This is a genomic window from Pseudoalteromonas phenolica (assembly GCF_005886345.1).
Classification (GTDB): Bacteria; Pseudomonadota; Gammaproteobacteria; order Enterobacterales; family Alteromonadaceae; genus Pseudoalteromonas; species Pseudoalteromonas phenolica_A.
Genome location: NZ_PNEC01000032.1, coordinates 86,889 through 101,747 on the forward strand (window position 1 = coordinate 86,889; position 14,859 = coordinate 101,747).

Consider the following 14,859-nt stretch of genomic DNA (forward strand, 5'->3'; position numbering starts at 1 on the left):
ATCATTAAACTAGGTTTCATAGAGTTTGGTTACAACAGTAACGACACTGTATGTGAAGTTTTCAATGGGTTTGACAACGAACCCATTTTAAGTTTTCCCCTTGAGAGCAAAGCTTTATCTCTCTGAAGCTTAAACTAATTTTTGCCCTACCATTTTGGTGGGGCTTTTTTTTGCCTGCAATTTGATGTGAGTGTAGTAGTTATCAATTTAATTTGTTGGATTGAATTACGGCCCTCCAACTAGCGTTTCTTTTAAAAATGCAGGGTGATTATTGATGTGGTTACAGACTTTAGGGTACTGAAAACACTCTTTTACAAATGCAGCGATAATTGTGACTGTTTAATTCTTCTACATCATTAAACTGGGTTTCATAGAGTTTGGTTACAGCAAAGCTTTTAGTTTACTTGTTATTACCAGTAGTTGGTTTTGGTAGTAGGTTACAGAACTAAAAGTGAGCGAGGTGTGTTTCAGCCTGGCGGCTCTATATGACGTTGTCATGGGTTTGGTAACAAGCCTATTTAAGTTTTCCCCTGTGAGCACAGCTTAATCTCCCTGAAAAAGCTAACGCTGTTTTGCCCTACCGTTTTGGTGGGGCTCTTTTTGCGCAAAATGTGTCAAATTTACAGTTTTTATGTCACCTGACATAGACAGTTACATTTATTCGAACAATTGACACTCTTTATTTTAAATCTGCAATACACTCACTCTTATAGCTTCTGATGACAGTCAAAGAGGGTGTCATGAGTGAATTAAGGTTTGAAACACGTTCATTACAATTATTGATGGCAATCACATTTTTCGTCACCACTCATTTGTTGTGGCAACATGCTAATGGTGGGATTGTCAGCCATCACTTATTGTATAGCTCTGTATTACCAGAGGTATCTAATTGGTGGAGTATGATTGTTTTGCCAGCTTTAACTTGGTTTGTATCAGTAAATTTAAAAAGCCGAGTTGTGTGTTCTCAATTAGATAAAAGCAAAGTGATTAATAAAGTTAGGGCAGTTAAATTGGCTTTTTTAGTCATGTTACTGCTGGCTGCTTTACAATCTATTAGCTTTGTTATTTATGGTTTAGATGTGCTCTTAATGTGCACTGTTATGTTGTTAGTGGCAGGACTAATTTTACCTATTTATAGAGCTGAATGTGTTTTGGCCTATGTAGTAGGAAATTTTCTGGTATTTGGTGCTGTAACGCCCTTTTTGATAATAACTGCAATTGCATTAGTGTCGTATTTGTCAAATTTAGTGTTTAAACCCATTTTAATGAATGTATTAAATTTAAAAGCCGCAGCTTAAATTCCGAGAAATCGGGTCTCCCATCCAAGCTTGAGCTACTTTCGCCCCAAATTTTTTTGGGGCTTTTTTCTTTTTAATCATTGTTGCATCTTGTGAAATTTTTTATGATTGCAGTGGTCCATTTTAGGTACGAGATTGAAAAGTGCTGAACCGTAATAAAACCCTCATTTTTATGTCTTTCATCACAGCTATTGCTGCTATTTTAAGTTTAGGTGCGAATAGCTATATGTATATGACTAGTTTAAATTTTGCGCCATTTTCAGCATTACTTTGCGTGATGGGTGTGTTTGCCAGCTATAGCTTATTTAAAGCAAGGGTGTTTGCCCGTTACTTGGTTTTATTATTTTGGCTATGTCAAATATTAGTCGTAGGAGTAAACGGTCAGAAGTTTGGTTTTTTATTTGCATTGGCAATGAGCTTTCATTTTAATATAACCACACAAGTTTATGTGGTGGTTAATGTTCTAGGTGTGATTTTGGCAAGTATCTGCATTTTTCAAATTAAAAAAGAAGCACAAGTTAACTAGATCATCTATCTGAAAAAGGTTGATATTAACTATTGGCAATCTTTACTTATCCAACTTCTCCATAGAGATTGGTTTTCGCTTAGCCAATACTTAGCTGCTTTTTCTATGGTTAGCCCCTTAATCATGACTAAAGCTGCTATTTCTTCAAACTGCGAGTTGTTTAAATTCACATTTTTTAGAGTGTTCAAGGCGCAAGAATTACGCTCAGCTAGACTACGTGAGGCAATTTTTTTTAGCCAAGCTGATTTAGGGTTGCCGCAATCATAAAGAAAAACTTTATTTACACCCCATTCAGGCACTGTCTCGCACTCAATATCATAGTCAGGAAACTCAATAAATTCGCCCTGATATTTGGCATTGACCCAATTGGGTGTCCAATTAAACAACAAAATAGGTTTTTTTTGCGTATAAGCCTCTGTTAACTTGACCCAGAGTTCATCTGAAGAATTGAGGGTGATCAATTTAAAATTTAGTTTCAATGCTCTGATCCTTGCTCTATCAGGTTTTTCCCATGGGCCTGCGTAGTAAATACCGCGGTTTGAGTTTTCATCTGAAAACAAAGCCGCGCATTCGTTTAATGCAGTCCATTTTGGTAGGTTAGGGCACTGTGCTTTAACATAGCTAGGAAACCACCATTCTTCACGAGTTTTAGCGTTATGGCTCCCCGCATCGATAATGCTATTTTCTTCTTTTAATTGATAATATTTATCTGCCATACTGCCTTCCCATACTTCAACTTGTATGTCAGCCTTATTATATTTCAGTGCAAACCATTGGCCTTCAGTAGGTAATTCTAGATAACTCACTTCAAAGCCGAGTTGTTGATAGATATTGCCAACGATATGAGAAATGACCTTTTGGGAAGCCCAGTTATTGGTAATTATTCTAATTGGTTGATGTTCTTTTTGTATCTGATTAGTTGAATTCTGGGCACTTAAGCTACATACAAAAAAAACAAAACTCAAAAGTATGAGATTGATTCTTGGCATTTAATCATCGTTCCTAGATACGCGTATTAGTATACTTATGTCAAAGCTAGCGATTATTGTTTTATATAGCATAGCAGTGAACAGAAAAAGTTCAGGGTTATCGTGAAGGTGTAAAGGTTTTTATTCTAAAAAGCGGCTTAATGAAGCCGCTAAATTTTAATACCCAAATAACTCTGCATACCCCATGCCTTTAAAACCACCATTGGCTTTGACTCTGCCTTCCCAATATTGAATGGAGAGCTTATTGACTGAGTCTTTAGTGATGGTTTCAATCACGATAGGCTCGATATTCTGCAAAGTAACACGCCACTTACTTGGGTAGCGTTTGTTATCAATACTTATGTGCTTAAGTTTTTCTAGCAGAATATCTTGTTTGAGAATTTGCTGTGTTTGGCCTTTTTCATCAATATGCGTGCCGCTGCAGTAATCATAGTTCTGCTGTGCATCACGAATGCAAAATAGCATCAGACCTGTTTTTTGACTTTTATCAGTGCCACTTACTAGGCTAAACCAGTCCCAACCCATTTGATTTTTGTCGATCAAGCTTGCTGACCATTCTCGGTCGTACCAAGCATTACCTGTGACTTTATACTCTTTACCTGCAAAGGTGAGGGTGCCAGCGGTTTCTAGAAATGGGTAGCTAAAATAGTAAGAGGCATGACCGCTTTGTGTTTTTTGGCTGTAGCCATTGTCACCATGTAGCGTAAGTGGGCTGTTGGTTAGCGAAACATCAATTTCATAGTCGCCTTGTTTGGCTTTCATTTGCAGGGGTAAAAAGTTGCGAGCTTGACTTTTAAGTGACCAATCATCTAAAAAAGCAGTAAAGGGTTGTGATGTTATTTGCGCTTGGCCTGCACGGGCATAGCGCTCAAAAGCAACATGTTTTTGTTCATGTTGTAGGGCGAAGTGCGCAAAGTAGAGCTGGTCGTCCCACCAGGTTGATTCGAATGGCAGCGGGACTTGAGTTCTAAATAGTGTCCACTGTGCACCAAAGGTTTCACCTGTCTCAGCAGTCAAAGTGGCTGTGATGTACCACCACTCAATGCCTTGCGCTAAATGTGCGCCATGATCTTCTGGAAACTTCACACCACGTTTGGCATCGACAGGTTCGCCGCGCATGGTATGTAAAAGCTGTTTTTCTTGCGGCTGTGGCGCCTTTTCACACCCCAGCAGCATTAATAAAGTGAATAACAATACATAAACAGATTTCACAATTAACCTTCCTTACGATGTAAACTGGCAGTGAGCCGTTTCACTGGTAGATAAGCGCATATCACAGCAGATAACAGCAAGAATAAACAGGTGCTGATCAAAGCTGGTATATCTAGATAGAAATGTATGGTCCAGCCAAAGGCAATAGGCATAACATATTTCAGCAATGCCAAACCCAAAGCTAACCCTAGCGGAATGGCAAACAAGCATGTAAAACCGACTAACGCAATGGTTTGTATGAGTTTTAGCTTATGTAAATGAGTGGGATCGACCCCTAGACTGTTAAGCACTGCCAGTTGTTTAGCGTGTTGGGCACTGAGACTTAATAAGCTAATACATAAACTGATCAGTGCGATGGCGAGAATAAATCCATTGAGTACTTTCGTGACTTTGAAGGTGTCGTTAAACAGTTTGTTTGCGATTTCTTTAAAGCGTTTATTTTCTGAAATGGCGGCGCTATCTATCCCATAGTTATTAATAAGCTTTTCAGTAATTTGAGAAGTTGATACTTGTCTGTTCAAGGTCAAAGATAAGCCATATACTTGCCAATGTAATGGGCTTTGCTTGATATTATCTTCAAGGGTAATGAGACCCAATGCGGTGTTGCCATAGTCATAAGCAAACGCCGAAATACGACACAAGAAGCTGTACTGGTTTTGCTTGAACAACACCGTATCATCAAGTTGAATACCGTGTTTTATAAGTGCTTGTTCATTGGCTATGCAGCCATTATTAGTAAAGTGCGCCGCACTGATAGGCTCACCTGTAGTTAAGTTGATATGTGAGAAAGCATCAGCGCTATTCCCAAAGCTTGCAAGTTTTGCAGGCATAGCATTGATGTAACCATTAGACGCCATATAAATGCCAACACGCTGAATGTCAGCATCGCCATTCAAATTCGCTCTCAGTTCTGGTTGGTATTTATCAGCATGAATATACATGTCGGCACTGAGTTGTTTTTCAAGGTGTGCATTGAGAGTGTTACTGAAGCTCTTCACCATAATTTGCATACCAATAGCGCTACCAAGCGCAACTAAAATAGCCACGATGGCAATGCGTAATTCAGTTAATTGAGATTTACTGTCGGCGTAAAGCCATTGCCAAAGAGGCTGCTTGAATGGGTTTTTGAAACTTAATAAACCTTGTAAGCAAGTTGGCGTGAGCTGCACAAACAAGGCCAAGATGAAAAAGCACAACAACAGTGCTTCAAATTCAGTGCTGGCATTTAAATACAAGTAACTCAGTGCGGCAAGAATACCGAGCAGCGATAGCGTGAAAAGCGTATTGCCTTTTCCTTGCAACCTCTTTTTCTGGGTGACAACCATAAGTGCTAAAGTCGCTAAGTTGACGATAAACCCTAGTGCTAAAGTTTGCCATTGCCAACTGATGGTAAGTGCTTTATCTAACTGATATAAGCCCATCAAGGTACGGTTTATATCGAGTACAAGTGCATTGGCAATTAAAAAGCCTGCCACGCTACCAAGTAGTGCAGTGATAAAGCTCATGAGGGTAAACTCTATGACAATGGCCGTCGTAATCGCCTGTTTTGAGCACCCCAACAGGTTAAATTGAGTGAGCAGTTTTTTGCGCCCAGCAATAGAAAGCTTAATGGCGTTGAAGCTTAAAAACGCAGCGACAATATAACCAAGTAGCGCCAGTGCTGCGAGGTTAAAAAAGAAAGCTTCAGAAAGCGCATCAAAGTCTTGCTCTTGTGAGGCAACTAATCTGGCTTCATGGTCTAAAATGGCTTCAACCTGCGAAACTTGCTCAGATGATAAGCCTGTAAATTCGATAAAACTGAGTTTACCTTGTGCGTTGAGTAACATGTCTGCATAAGCAATATCGGTGAGCGACCAAACACCTATGTCATCAACTAATATAAATTTTGGCGTATGCGGATTGTTTTGCAGCGCAAGCGTATTGTCGTCTTTATGTAGTTGATAGCTTTGTGCTCGATTGGTGTCAATCATAATGGCATCAAATGCAAAGCCAGTATTCTCTTTCTCTTCAGTTTGAGTAGAGAATTCGGGAATAGACTGAGTCATCCAAAGGAGACTGTTTATGCCCTGAACGTACAGAGTTTTACCTGATTTGAGTGTTAGCTTACCCCGTAATACAGGTTGCGCCTTGGTGAAACCATGTTCGCGTAACTTCAGCCATAGCTTGCCATCGAGATAGTCTTGCCCTATGGGAGGTTTGACAATGTGACTGACCGCAGAGTCTATGAGGGCTGATGATTTACTGTGGCGATTTTTTGCTTCTTGGTTAAGTCCGGCAATGGCGGTGAGTAGGGCACTGCCTAAACTCAGCCCCACGATAAAGAGCAACAATAGCCAAGGGTGACGCCTAAAATAAGCAATGTGCGTCGTTAATATGAGTTTAATTTCAGCCATGATCTACTCGTTGAATTGCCCATTAGCGAGTACTTTCACCGTATCAAAATACTGTGTCAGTTGCTGCGAGTGAGTGACCATAACTAAATTAATTTGTCTTTCTTTACATAAACTTGTGAGCATTTCAACCACTTGGTGTGAGCGAGCTTGATCTAAGTTGCCGGTAGGTTCATCAGCAAGTATAAGCTTAGGCTGGTTTAATAAGGCTCTGGCTATACCGACACGTTGTTGCTCACCACCAGACAATTGGTGAGGTAACTTATTCAATTTGCCATTTAAACCAAGTTGCTCAATCAGAAGGTCAAATTCTTTGGCATCTTGATTAGGGTAGTTGAGCTTGTGCTGAAATAAGATGTTTTGTTTAACAGTCAGGCAATCGAGCAGTTGGTAATGCTGGAATATAAGGCCTATTTTTCGACGATAATGTGCAAGTTTTTTGTCGTTATATGCAGATATAACCTCGCCATTAATACTGATTTGGCCACTATCGGGTGTGAGCAACCCAGCGAGTAGGTGTAATAAGGTGGTTTTTCCTGAACCACTGTCACCCAGTAGTGCCACTTGCTCTTGTGCACTGACTTCAAAACTAAAGCCATCAAATAGGGTTTGTACTTGGTCGCCATCAGCGCGAGAAAAGCATAGTTCAGTTACGCTTATCACTGTAATTCCTTGTTGCTCAGTGGTTTTGCTTAGTTTACAAAACGCGCATAGGTAAGATAAAGCAAAACTTGCAACAAGGTGTGTCAGATATTTAGCCAGTTCATTAAATGGTTTAACGCAAATTAAACTCGGTTACATGCCACAACTCTCCAGAAGGTCCCCATAAATAAACAACTTTGCCCCACGGCTCAGTTTTAATTTGGGTGAATTTGATATCGAATCCTTGAATTGAAGAGATATGCTCATAAGCCTCATCAATGTCATGTACCGAAAGTTGCATCATTAAATTAGTTGCTAGCTCTTGGTTGTAAAAGCGGCTCAAGAAAAAGTAACAATCGCCTTTTTCATAAAGGGTTAAATCTTCTGAAGCATCACTGCCGTTAAACCCAAGCGCGGTATAAAACGCTTTCGATATTGTAAAATCTTTTGCTGGTATAAAGACGCGGATATCATCAACTCTCATTTTTCATTCCTTTTTAAGACTCATCATGTTTGGTAGTTGCAGTGAAGCATTAAATGAATGATAAACAGTATAATGACCCGAATCAAAATACTCGGGTCAGTTTTGTATGTTGGAAAAAGGTTAAATCAAAAAAGCACTTATACAATATCGCCAAAGCGGCCCATTTGATAATCGCGAACTGCTTGATGAAGCTCTTCTTGGGTGTTCATCACAAAAGGCCCCATGTGGGCGATTTTCTCTCGAATAGGCTCGCCGACTAACACTAAAACACCTAACCCCCTTTCACCTGCTTTTAAAGTTAGTGGTGCGTTAGGTTCAACCTCAAACTGATAGGTTTCGACATATTCAGTGTCAGCAATAGAGCCAGAATGAATATAAACAAGTGCTTTGCTGTGTGCAGAGATGTCTAAAGTTGTTTCAGTGTTTGCTGGCAATATTACATCGGCAATAGCGCCATTACCGGCTAATTCATCAATTGAAGATATCGCGGTTTGTTGCTCTAGTTGCCAACTTCCAGCCAGTGCTCTTAGCTCTATACCTGCGTCATTTTGTAACACTGGGACTTTTTGCTCCGTGGTATCTTTATAACGAGGCGGACGCATTTTGTCTTTTGCAGGCATATTTAACCAAATCTGAAAGCCGTGCATGCCGTGCTCTGCATCAGCGAGTGGCATTTCAGAGTGTATTACGCCACGGCCAGTGCTCATCCATTGAACGTCACCTGCGCGTATGGCTTTTTTATTACCCATTTGATCTTGGTGCTCAAAGCCACCTTTACGAATATAAGTAAAGGTTTCAATGCCACGATGAGGGTGAGCAGGAAAGCCGGCCATAAAATCACTTTTGTTGTCTGATTTTAGTTCATCGATCATCAAAAAGGGGTCAAGGCTTCTACCGTCAAACCCCGCAATACGGCTAATGTTGACGCCAGCACCATCTTGGGTGGCGTGTGCTTTGTTGGTACGAATAATTTTCATGCTGCTTAATCTCTAGCTGTTTGATGAGATAAATTTAGCAAGTTTAGTTGAGGTAAATAAGCGTAGGAAATTGATAGATATATTCAAATTATTTGAAGAGTTTATTTCAAAAGAGATTTCCTAGCTTGATTGAGTATAACCAAGCTAGGGGATAAGCAATATTGTTAAATCAAAACATAGAAAATGACTAATCTAATTTACCTGAATGTTCAAATTGTAACTCACAAAGTCTTTGATATAACTTTGATTCTTTGAGTAGTGTTTGATGATTGCCTTGCGCAACAATTTGTCCTTTATCCATTACCACTATAGTGTCGGCATGCATTACAGTTGCTAGGCGATGGGCAATGATTAGCGTCGTTCTATCTTGCATTAGCTCATTTAAAGCAGCTTGAACATGAAATTCACTTTCTGCATCAAGGGCGCTGGTGGCTTCATCAAGCAATAAAATTGATGGGTCTTTTAAAATAGCTCGAGCAATCGCGATACGTTGTTTTTGTCCTCCTGATAAGCGAACGCCTTGCTCGCCTAAAAAGCTGCCATAGCCTTCGGGTAAACTGGTAATAAAGTCATGTGCATGGGCACGTTTTGCGGCTTCTATAACTTGCTCGTCAGTTGCGTCCGGGTTGCCGTAGCGTATGTTGTGCCATACATCTGAGCTAAATAGCACGGGGTTTTGCGGCACCATGCCCATTGTGTGTCTAAGAGAATCTAAAGTCAGAGAATCAATAGATTGCTCGCCTATACAAATGTTTCCGGTTTGCGGGTCGTAAAAGCGCTGTAATAACTCAAATAGGGTGGTTTTGCCTGCGCCTGATGGGCCAACAATAGCAACAATTTTGCCTTTTTCGATTGTCAGGCTCACTTTATCTAGCGCCGCAACTTCAGGTCTAGAAGGGTAATTAAAGGTGACATTATCAAACTTTAAATGGGCGTCTTGATGCCAAGTAAGCAAGGAGGCATTATCTTTGTTGGTAATATCACTTTTGACATTCAATAAATCTAATAATCGGGTTGCAGCACCGGCTGCACGTTGAAGCTCACCATATACTTCAGAGACAGTTGCTACACTCGAGGCAACAATCACTGCATAAAATACGAAGGCAGCCAGTTCACCGCCTGACATATGCCCTGCGATCACATCCATACCACCAACCCAAAGCATCACGGTAATGGCGCTAAATGTTAGGCCAATTACTGCTGCAATTAATATTGCTCGCTGTGTAATACGGTGTTTTGCTACTGTGAACGCTTTTTCTACTTCTCCAGCAAATGCGGTTTTTTCTTTTGTTTCATGGGTGTAACTTTGTACCACTTTTATGTTCTGAATAATTTCACCAGCATAAGTACTTATATCCGCAATAGCACTTTGGCTGTTCTCAGAAAGCTTACGCACTTTTTTACCGAAGAAGAAAAGGGGAAGGAGGGTCAAAGGTACGCAGAGCATCACCAATAAAGTCAGCTTAAAGTTCAGAATGAATAACATGACTAAGCCGCCAAACATCATTAATGTACTGCGCAGCGCCATTGAGAATGAAGAACCAACTATGGATTGTAAAAGTGTTGTGTCCGTGGTTAAGCGTGACATCAACTCGCCACTGCGATTTTCTTCAAAGTAACTCGGATGAAGGTGGATAATTTTATTAAACACGGCTTTACGTATATCATTACAGACTCGTTCACCAATCCAGCTCATTAAATAAAATCGAGTAAATGTACCGCCTGCAAATAAAACAATCAGTGCAATCATGACAAAAACCGCATTGGTGAGCTGTTCTACAGAGCCTGCAATAAATCCATGGTCGATGACATATTTCACCCCTTGGCCTAATAAAAGGTTTAAGCCAGAAGTAAATAGCAGTACTAACAATGCTGAAAGTGCAACTAGTTTGTAAGGTTTTATAAAACCAAAAATAGGTATCAGACTCTTAAAAGCAGACTGCTGTTTTTTGTCTTTATCGCTCAACTGAGCCTCCAAGTTTCTAGGTTGACTGAATATGTGTCAGAAGAAGCCAAAGTGTGCCTTTAATTTGCTGAACTATAAAGATAATTGAATAAAAAGAGTCGAATGTTTTGTAACAAAAAGTCATTTGAGGTTAAGGCAGTTTCGATTAGAATGCCGCCTCTTATGACAATGTTTTCAATGGAATCTAAAGGAATACCATGAAAAAGCTTCTTTCTGTTGCTGTAATTGCAGCACTTTCTTCATTTTCTTCTGTAGCCGATGAGTCTAAACAGCTATTTAATCAGGTAGGTTTTGCTGATTTTCCTGACGGAGATAATGCTTATATAATCTCTAGCCATTACTTTTTTGCGCCGCAACAACATTCAGGTGTGTGGGATGATTTTGGTTATTTAAATACTGATACCAATATTCAAGCGACTTACTTGAAGTATGATGATGTGAAAGATCTTGCGGTATCTGGTGAATGGTTCGCGACTAAAGAGTGGTTTGTATTGGCTGGTACTGAAGATATCGGTCATATTAGTGATGATGCTGAAATTGGTTTTGGCTATTTATTTGCTGATAAATTAAAGTTGAGCATTCGATATCAAGACCGCGAAAATGCTAATGACCAAACCATGTTGAAAGCAGAGTATAATCACCAAATTAATGAAAATGATTATTTTGGTGTAACGCTTGATACTGAGTCAGACTTTGATACATGGACACTTTCGGGTCGTTATTTTAAGAAGCTTTCTGGTGATCAGTTCATTAGCTTAGATCTAGAGCACGAAAAAGATTATTATTTTAATGATGACTATACGTCAGCGGTCATAAATTATTACATGAATCGCAACCTATCAGTTGGCTTAGGCTCTTTTGATTCTGATTTAGGTATTAAAGCGAAATACTTCTTTAATGATAAGTTTCATCTAGGCGGCAGCATAATCGACTTTGATGGTGGTGAAGTCTATCAGCTCACTTTCACAGCACAGTATTAAGTGCGATGAAGCTTAACCGTTTGAGGTTAATATTTATAAAACGACAGAAAAACCATATAGCTAAACTGGCTCTATGGTTTTTTTGTGAGCAGTGAGCTAAAAGTGAATTTCAAACTTCCACTCTGGTGGTGTTTCGTCATCTCCGCGATAAAGGTAATATCTTGATGACTTATAGATATTTGTTGATTTAGTTCACCCTGATTTATGGGGTGCGAATTGTTCAAATCAAAAAGCATGCTTAATTTCTATCACTATTTTTAATCAGCAAAGCAATTTGCAAGTCATATCTGGCTTAGGCAGAGGCTTTGAACTTAAACCACAAATTATAGATGTTCAAAATGACGAACGATAAGGCCTTCTAATTCTCCTCGCCACGGTTCTCCTAAAACTTGCTCTACAGATGTTTGACAAAAGCTTAAAAACTTCAATGCTGTTTTGGGCATATATCGGTCGTTACGTGCAATAAAATACCAATGATTCACCAAAGGTAATCCTTCAACAGATAAAACGGTTAGGTTGGAGTTATGCAAATCTAATACATGCTGCGACAACATACCAATGCCCATTCCTGCTGAAATACCAACTTTTATTGCCTCATTACTTGATAGTTGCTGCATGTGCGAAGGAGTTGCGCCTTGGTTTTGCAAAAAGCTATCAAACATCATTCGTGTCGCTGAGCCTTGCTCTCTCAGCAGAAAACGGTTCTCGAGTAATTCTCTGATATCGATGCGTTCATTATGAGCAAGAGGATGTGCGCTATTGGCAACCATCACTAAGGGGTTCACCAGAAAAGGTTCAGCAATTGCATGCTCTAATGAGGGGGGATGACTGAATACATACAAGTCGTCTAAGCCCTGTTCGAAACGTTGTAGAACCTGCTCACGGTTACCTATTTCAAGCGTTATTTCTATTCCTGGAAACCTGATCTGAAAAGGGCCTATTAGCTTAGGCAGTATATATTGTGCGGTGTTTACCATCGCAATCTTTAGGTGACCAGATTGGCCTGCATCTATATCGTCTAGCTGCGAGGTAAATTCATCTAAACATGCGAAAATCTTCTGGCAAGATAAGTACAGAGCATTTCCGGCTTCAGTTAAGACAAATCTCTGTTGTTGAAAAGAATATAATCTATGACCTACTGTTTCTTGCAGTTTTTTAAGCTGAATAGATACAGTGGGTTGGGTTAGATGAAGTTGCCTTGCAGTTTCGCTGATAGAGCCGGTTTGAACTAATGTGATATAGACCCTTAACAAGCGAAATGTCAGATAGCGTTCAATCATATTTATTATTATCTATATATGTATTATTAAACTTTAATTATTATCAATATAAATAGTCTTTTACAATGCTTCGCAGCAATTTAGAGGAGTATTTATGCCTGATATAATCGTCATGTTTTTTATCTTAGGTTTGGTCGCTGGGTTATTAAGATCAGATCTGGCCATTCCGAAAGCCACTTACGATACGTTAAGCTTATTATTAATGCTGACAATTGGTTTAAAAGGCGGAATTGCATTACACGGTAATGTGAGTTGGTCTTTATTACCACAGATGCTGACGGTTGTTGCATTAGGTGCATTGATCCCACTGAGTTTATTTCCACTATTAAGAAAATTAATCGGTCTTTCTGTGGCGAATAGTGCCAGTATCGCTGCACATTATGGCTCGGTAAGCGCAGGTACATTTGCGGTTGCTTTAGCATATGCCGAAACGAATCAGTTGGCAGTAGGCGCTGAGGTGACTCTATATTTAGTGTTGTTAGAATTACCCGCAATTATTGTTGGCTTATTGTTATTTAGAAAACTCTCTCATGACACCTCTACGCAAGTTTCGATGAAAGCGCTTTGGCATGAGGCATTAACGAATAAGAGTGTGATCCTACTTGTAGGCGGTGTATTTATAGGTCTGATGTATGGTGAACAACAAGGTGCACAAGTAACTGGATTACTAACTTCGAGCTTTAAAGTAGTACTGGCGCTGTTTTTATTAGAAATGGGTATTACAGCGGCGCAAACTTTAAGACCGCTGCCATTTAAGTATTGGAAGCTGGCAATATTTGCATTAACAATCCCGTTTATACTTGGGTCATTAGGTGTGTTTGTTGGCGCAACTTTAGGTTTATCTCTAGGTTCTATTGTTGTTTTAGCTAGTATTCTGGCCAGTGCCTCTTATATCGCTGCACCTGCCGCGATAAAAGCATCGATAAAAGAGGCTGACATAGGTTTGGCGATGTTGAGTTCGCTTGGTTTAACTTTTCCACTCAATGTAGTCATAGGCATTGGCGTGTATCATCAAATAGCACAGTGGTATTTATCTTAAAAATAAAAGCTGGCATTGCCAGCTTTAACATCAAAAACTTATCATCAATCAATATTATCCCGCAAAATTTAAGATACCTTCTATATTCATAAAAACTAAACTATTCATGGACTGAAATGACACAGGTAGTGTTTAATACTGAGAGTTATCTAAATGTTCCAGCGTCTAAAGCTACATGTCCAACTTAACTTTGCCTTAAGCTCAGGGCATGATAATTTTGTTGAATATCGTATGAATGCCAGAGACAGTAATTTGTCTGGTCGTATTCAAGCTAACTTGTTAATGGTCAGGCTCAATGCTTTGAAGTTTTTTAAAGAACAAGATCAGAAGAGTGTTTCTGAGTTTGAAGAACGTTTTAACTTGTTAAATAAATTCATCGGGCAGGGGAAAAAACTAATTTCAAGATAGAAATAAGCAGATTTTCATCAATGACATAGAAAAGGAGCTAAAGATTACAACTCTGAATTTACACAAGTTATGAGCTTATTCGAACAGCGAAACCAAGTTGTGCAAAATGACTTAGATGGTAATGGCGCTGAAATGCGAAAGAGCATAACAAAAACCATGGATAGAAGTGCATCTATTCGAGATACAGATTTACTTCATAAATCTTCAAAATTACAAGAAGCGCTGTTACTTGGACGTTCATATGTAAGCAAATTTCTTATTAATAACTCAGTCGAAGAGAACCAACGCTCTCTAGACGAGTTCGAAGAAGTTGCAATAGAGGCGCAAAATCAGAAATCAGTGCTGACCAATGCTCAAGATATAGCCGCTTTTAATGATTTTGCAAGGCGCTCTGAAGTTTATGTCGAAGGTATTAAGAAAGTTCAAGAGATCATTATTTCAAGAAATAATTTAACTGAAAACTCTTTAAATAAAATAGGTCCTGAAATCGCTGAGCAAATTGAAAGGATCAAACTTGCAAGCAAAAGCCGTCTAGATGAGATAGGCCCCCAGCTACAATCTGATAGTGAATCCGCCATTATAACAATTATTGTATTTTCATTAATTGTTATAGGTGTTGGTGTATTCTTAAGCTACTTTATTTCAAATTTAATTAACCTGAGCTGCGC

The 14,859-nt window shown here is 39.3% G+C and carries 13 protein-coding genes and 1 pseudogene; 6 read left to right on the forward strand and 8 right to left on the reverse strand.

The annotated features are described in order from the left end of the window. Positions 1-740 precede the first annotated feature (740 nt). Together CWB72_RS12665 and CWB72_RS12670 are read left to right on the forward strand one after the other, a co-directional pair. On the forward strand, positions 741-1,298 hold the full coding sequence (locus CWB72_RS12665; protein ID WP_138631885.1) for a hypothetical protein: 558 nt from the start codon (positions 741-743) through the stop codon (positions 1,296-1,298). A 172-nt stretch (positions 1,299-1,470) separates the two neighbouring features. Further along, a complete protein-coding gene (locus tag CWB72_RS12670) occupies positions 1,471-1,824 on the forward strand; it encodes a hypothetical protein (protein ID WP_138631887.1) in 354 nt (117 codons plus the stop codon). 29 nt (positions 1,825-1,853) lie between these two features. On the opposite strand, the gene CWB72_RS12675 is transcribed toward CWB72_RS12670, so the two are convergent. The 7 genes from CWB72_RS12675 to CWB72_RS12705 form a co-directional block, all read right to left on the reverse strand. Further along, the gene (locus CWB72_RS12675; RefSeq protein WP_138631889.1) at positions 1,854-2,813 is read right to left on the reverse strand and encodes an ABC transporter substrate-binding protein; all 960 of its coding nucleotides are present in this window, start codon (positions 2,811-2,813) and stop codon (positions 1,854-1,856) included. A 156-nt stretch (positions 2,814-2,969) separates the two neighbouring features. Then, the gene (locus tag CWB72_RS12680; protein ID WP_252371553.1) at positions 2,970-4,025 is read right to left on the reverse strand and encodes a lipocalin-like domain-containing protein; all 1,056 of its coding nucleotides are present in this window, start codon (positions 4,023-4,025) and stop codon (positions 2,970-2,972) included. 2 nt (positions 4,026-4,027) lie between these two features. Next, on the reverse strand, positions 4,028-6,418 hold the full coding sequence (locus CWB72_RS12685; protein WP_138631893.1) for an FtsX-like permease family protein: 2,391 nt from the start codon (positions 6,416-6,418) through the stop codon (positions 4,028-4,030). 3 nt (positions 6,419-6,421) lie between these two features. Next, complete coding sequence (locus tag CWB72_RS12690; RefSeq protein ID WP_138631895.1) at positions 6,422-7,078, reverse strand: ABC transporter ATP-binding protein; 657 nt, start codon at positions 7,076-7,078, stop codon at positions 6,422-6,424. A 112-nt stretch (positions 7,079-7,190) separates the two neighbouring features. Further along, complete coding sequence (locus tag CWB72_RS12695) at positions 7,191-7,541, reverse strand: lactoylglutathione lyase (protein WP_138568184.1); 351 nt, start codon at positions 7,539-7,541, stop codon at positions 7,191-7,193. Positions 7,542-7,678: 137 nt separating this feature from the next. Further along, positions 7,679-8,518, reverse strand: a complete 840-nt coding sequence (locus CWB72_RS12700; RefSeq protein WP_138631897.1) for a pirin family protein — start codon at positions 8,516-8,518, stop codon at positions 7,679-7,681. Between the two features lie 187 nt (positions 8,519-8,705). After that, on the reverse strand, positions 8,706-10,484 hold the full coding sequence (locus CWB72_RS12705; protein WP_252371554.1) for an ABC transporter transmembrane domain-containing protein: 1,779 nt from the start codon (positions 10,482-10,484) through the stop codon (positions 8,706-8,708). A 197-nt stretch (positions 10,485-10,681) separates the two neighbouring features. Here CWB72_RS12705 and CWB72_RS12710 point away from each other — a divergent pair, with 197 nt between their 5' ends. After that, a complete protein-coding gene (locus tag CWB72_RS12710) occupies positions 10,682-11,464 on the forward strand; it encodes a putative porin (protein ID WP_130255157.1) in 783 nt (260 codons plus the stop codon). 323 nt (positions 11,465-11,787) lie between these two features. Here the strand turns inward: CWB72_RS12710 and CWB72_RS12715 are convergent, their stop codons facing one another. Then, positions 11,788-12,744 carry a LysR family transcriptional regulator gene (locus CWB72_RS12715; RefSeq protein WP_138631901.1) on the reverse strand — a complete coding sequence of 319 codons (957 nt, stop codon included), beginning with the start codon at positions 12,742-12,744 and terminating at the stop codon, positions 11,788-11,790. Between the two features lie 94 nt (positions 12,745-12,838). Between CWB72_RS12715 and CWB72_RS12720 the strand changes: the two genes are divergently transcribed. From CWB72_RS12720 to CWB72_RS12730, 3 genes and pseudogenes are all read left to right on the forward strand, one after another. Next, positions 12,839-13,783: a sodium-dependent bicarbonate transport family permease gene (locus CWB72_RS12720; RefSeq protein WP_130255159.1), complete on the forward strand. Its 945-nt coding sequence runs from the start codon at positions 12,839-12,841 to the stop codon at positions 13,781-13,783. 153 nt (positions 13,784-13,936) lie between these two features. Beyond that, the gene (locus CWB72_RS12725; protein ID WP_138631903.1) at positions 13,937-14,191 is read left to right on the forward strand and encodes a hypothetical protein; all 255 of its coding nucleotides are present in this window, start codon (positions 13,937-13,939) and stop codon (positions 14,189-14,191) included. A 69-nt stretch (positions 14,192-14,260) separates the two neighbouring features. Next, a pseudogene (locus CWB72_RS12730) lies at positions 14,261-14,859 on the forward strand (hypothetical protein); the annotation flags it as partial.

Coding starts and splice junctions, on each gene's coding strand:
- CWB72_RS12665 (WP_138631885.1), top strand. CDS start 741: ATGAGTGAATTAAGGTTTGAAACACGTTCATTACAATTATTGATGGCA.
- CWB72_RS12670 (WP_138631887.1), top strand. CDS start 1,471: ATGTCTTTCATCACAGCTATTGCTGCTATTTTAAGTTTAGGTGCGAAT.
- CWB72_RS12675 (WP_138631889.1), bottom strand. CDS start 2,813: ATGCCAAGAATCAATCTCATACTTTTGAGTTTTGTTTTTTTTGTATGT.
- CWB72_RS12685 (WP_138631893.1), bottom strand. CDS start 6,418: ATGGCTGAAATTAAACTCATATTAACGACGCACATTGCTTATTTTAGG.
- CWB72_RS12695 (WP_138568184.1), bottom strand. CDS start 7,541: ATGAGAGTTGATGATATCCGCGTCTTTATACCAGCAAAAGATTTTACA.
- CWB72_RS12700 (WP_138631897.1), bottom strand. CDS start 8,518: ATGAAAATTATTCGTACCAACAAAGCACACGCCACCCAAGATGGTGCT.
- CWB72_RS12710 (WP_130255157.1), top strand. CDS start 10,682: ATGAAAAAGCTTCTTTCTGTTGCTGTAATTGCAGCACTTTCTTCATTT.
- CWB72_RS12715 (WP_138631901.1), bottom strand. CDS start 12,744: ATGATTGAACGCTATCTGACATTTCGCTTGTTAAGGGTCTATATCACA.
- CWB72_RS12720 (WP_130255159.1), top strand. CDS start 12,839: ATGCCTGATATAATCGTCATGTTTTTTATCTTAGGTTTGGTCGCTGGG.
- CWB72_RS12725 (WP_138631903.1), top strand. CDS start 13,937: ATGTTCCAGCGTCTAAAGCTACATGTCCAACTTAACTTTGCCTTAAGC.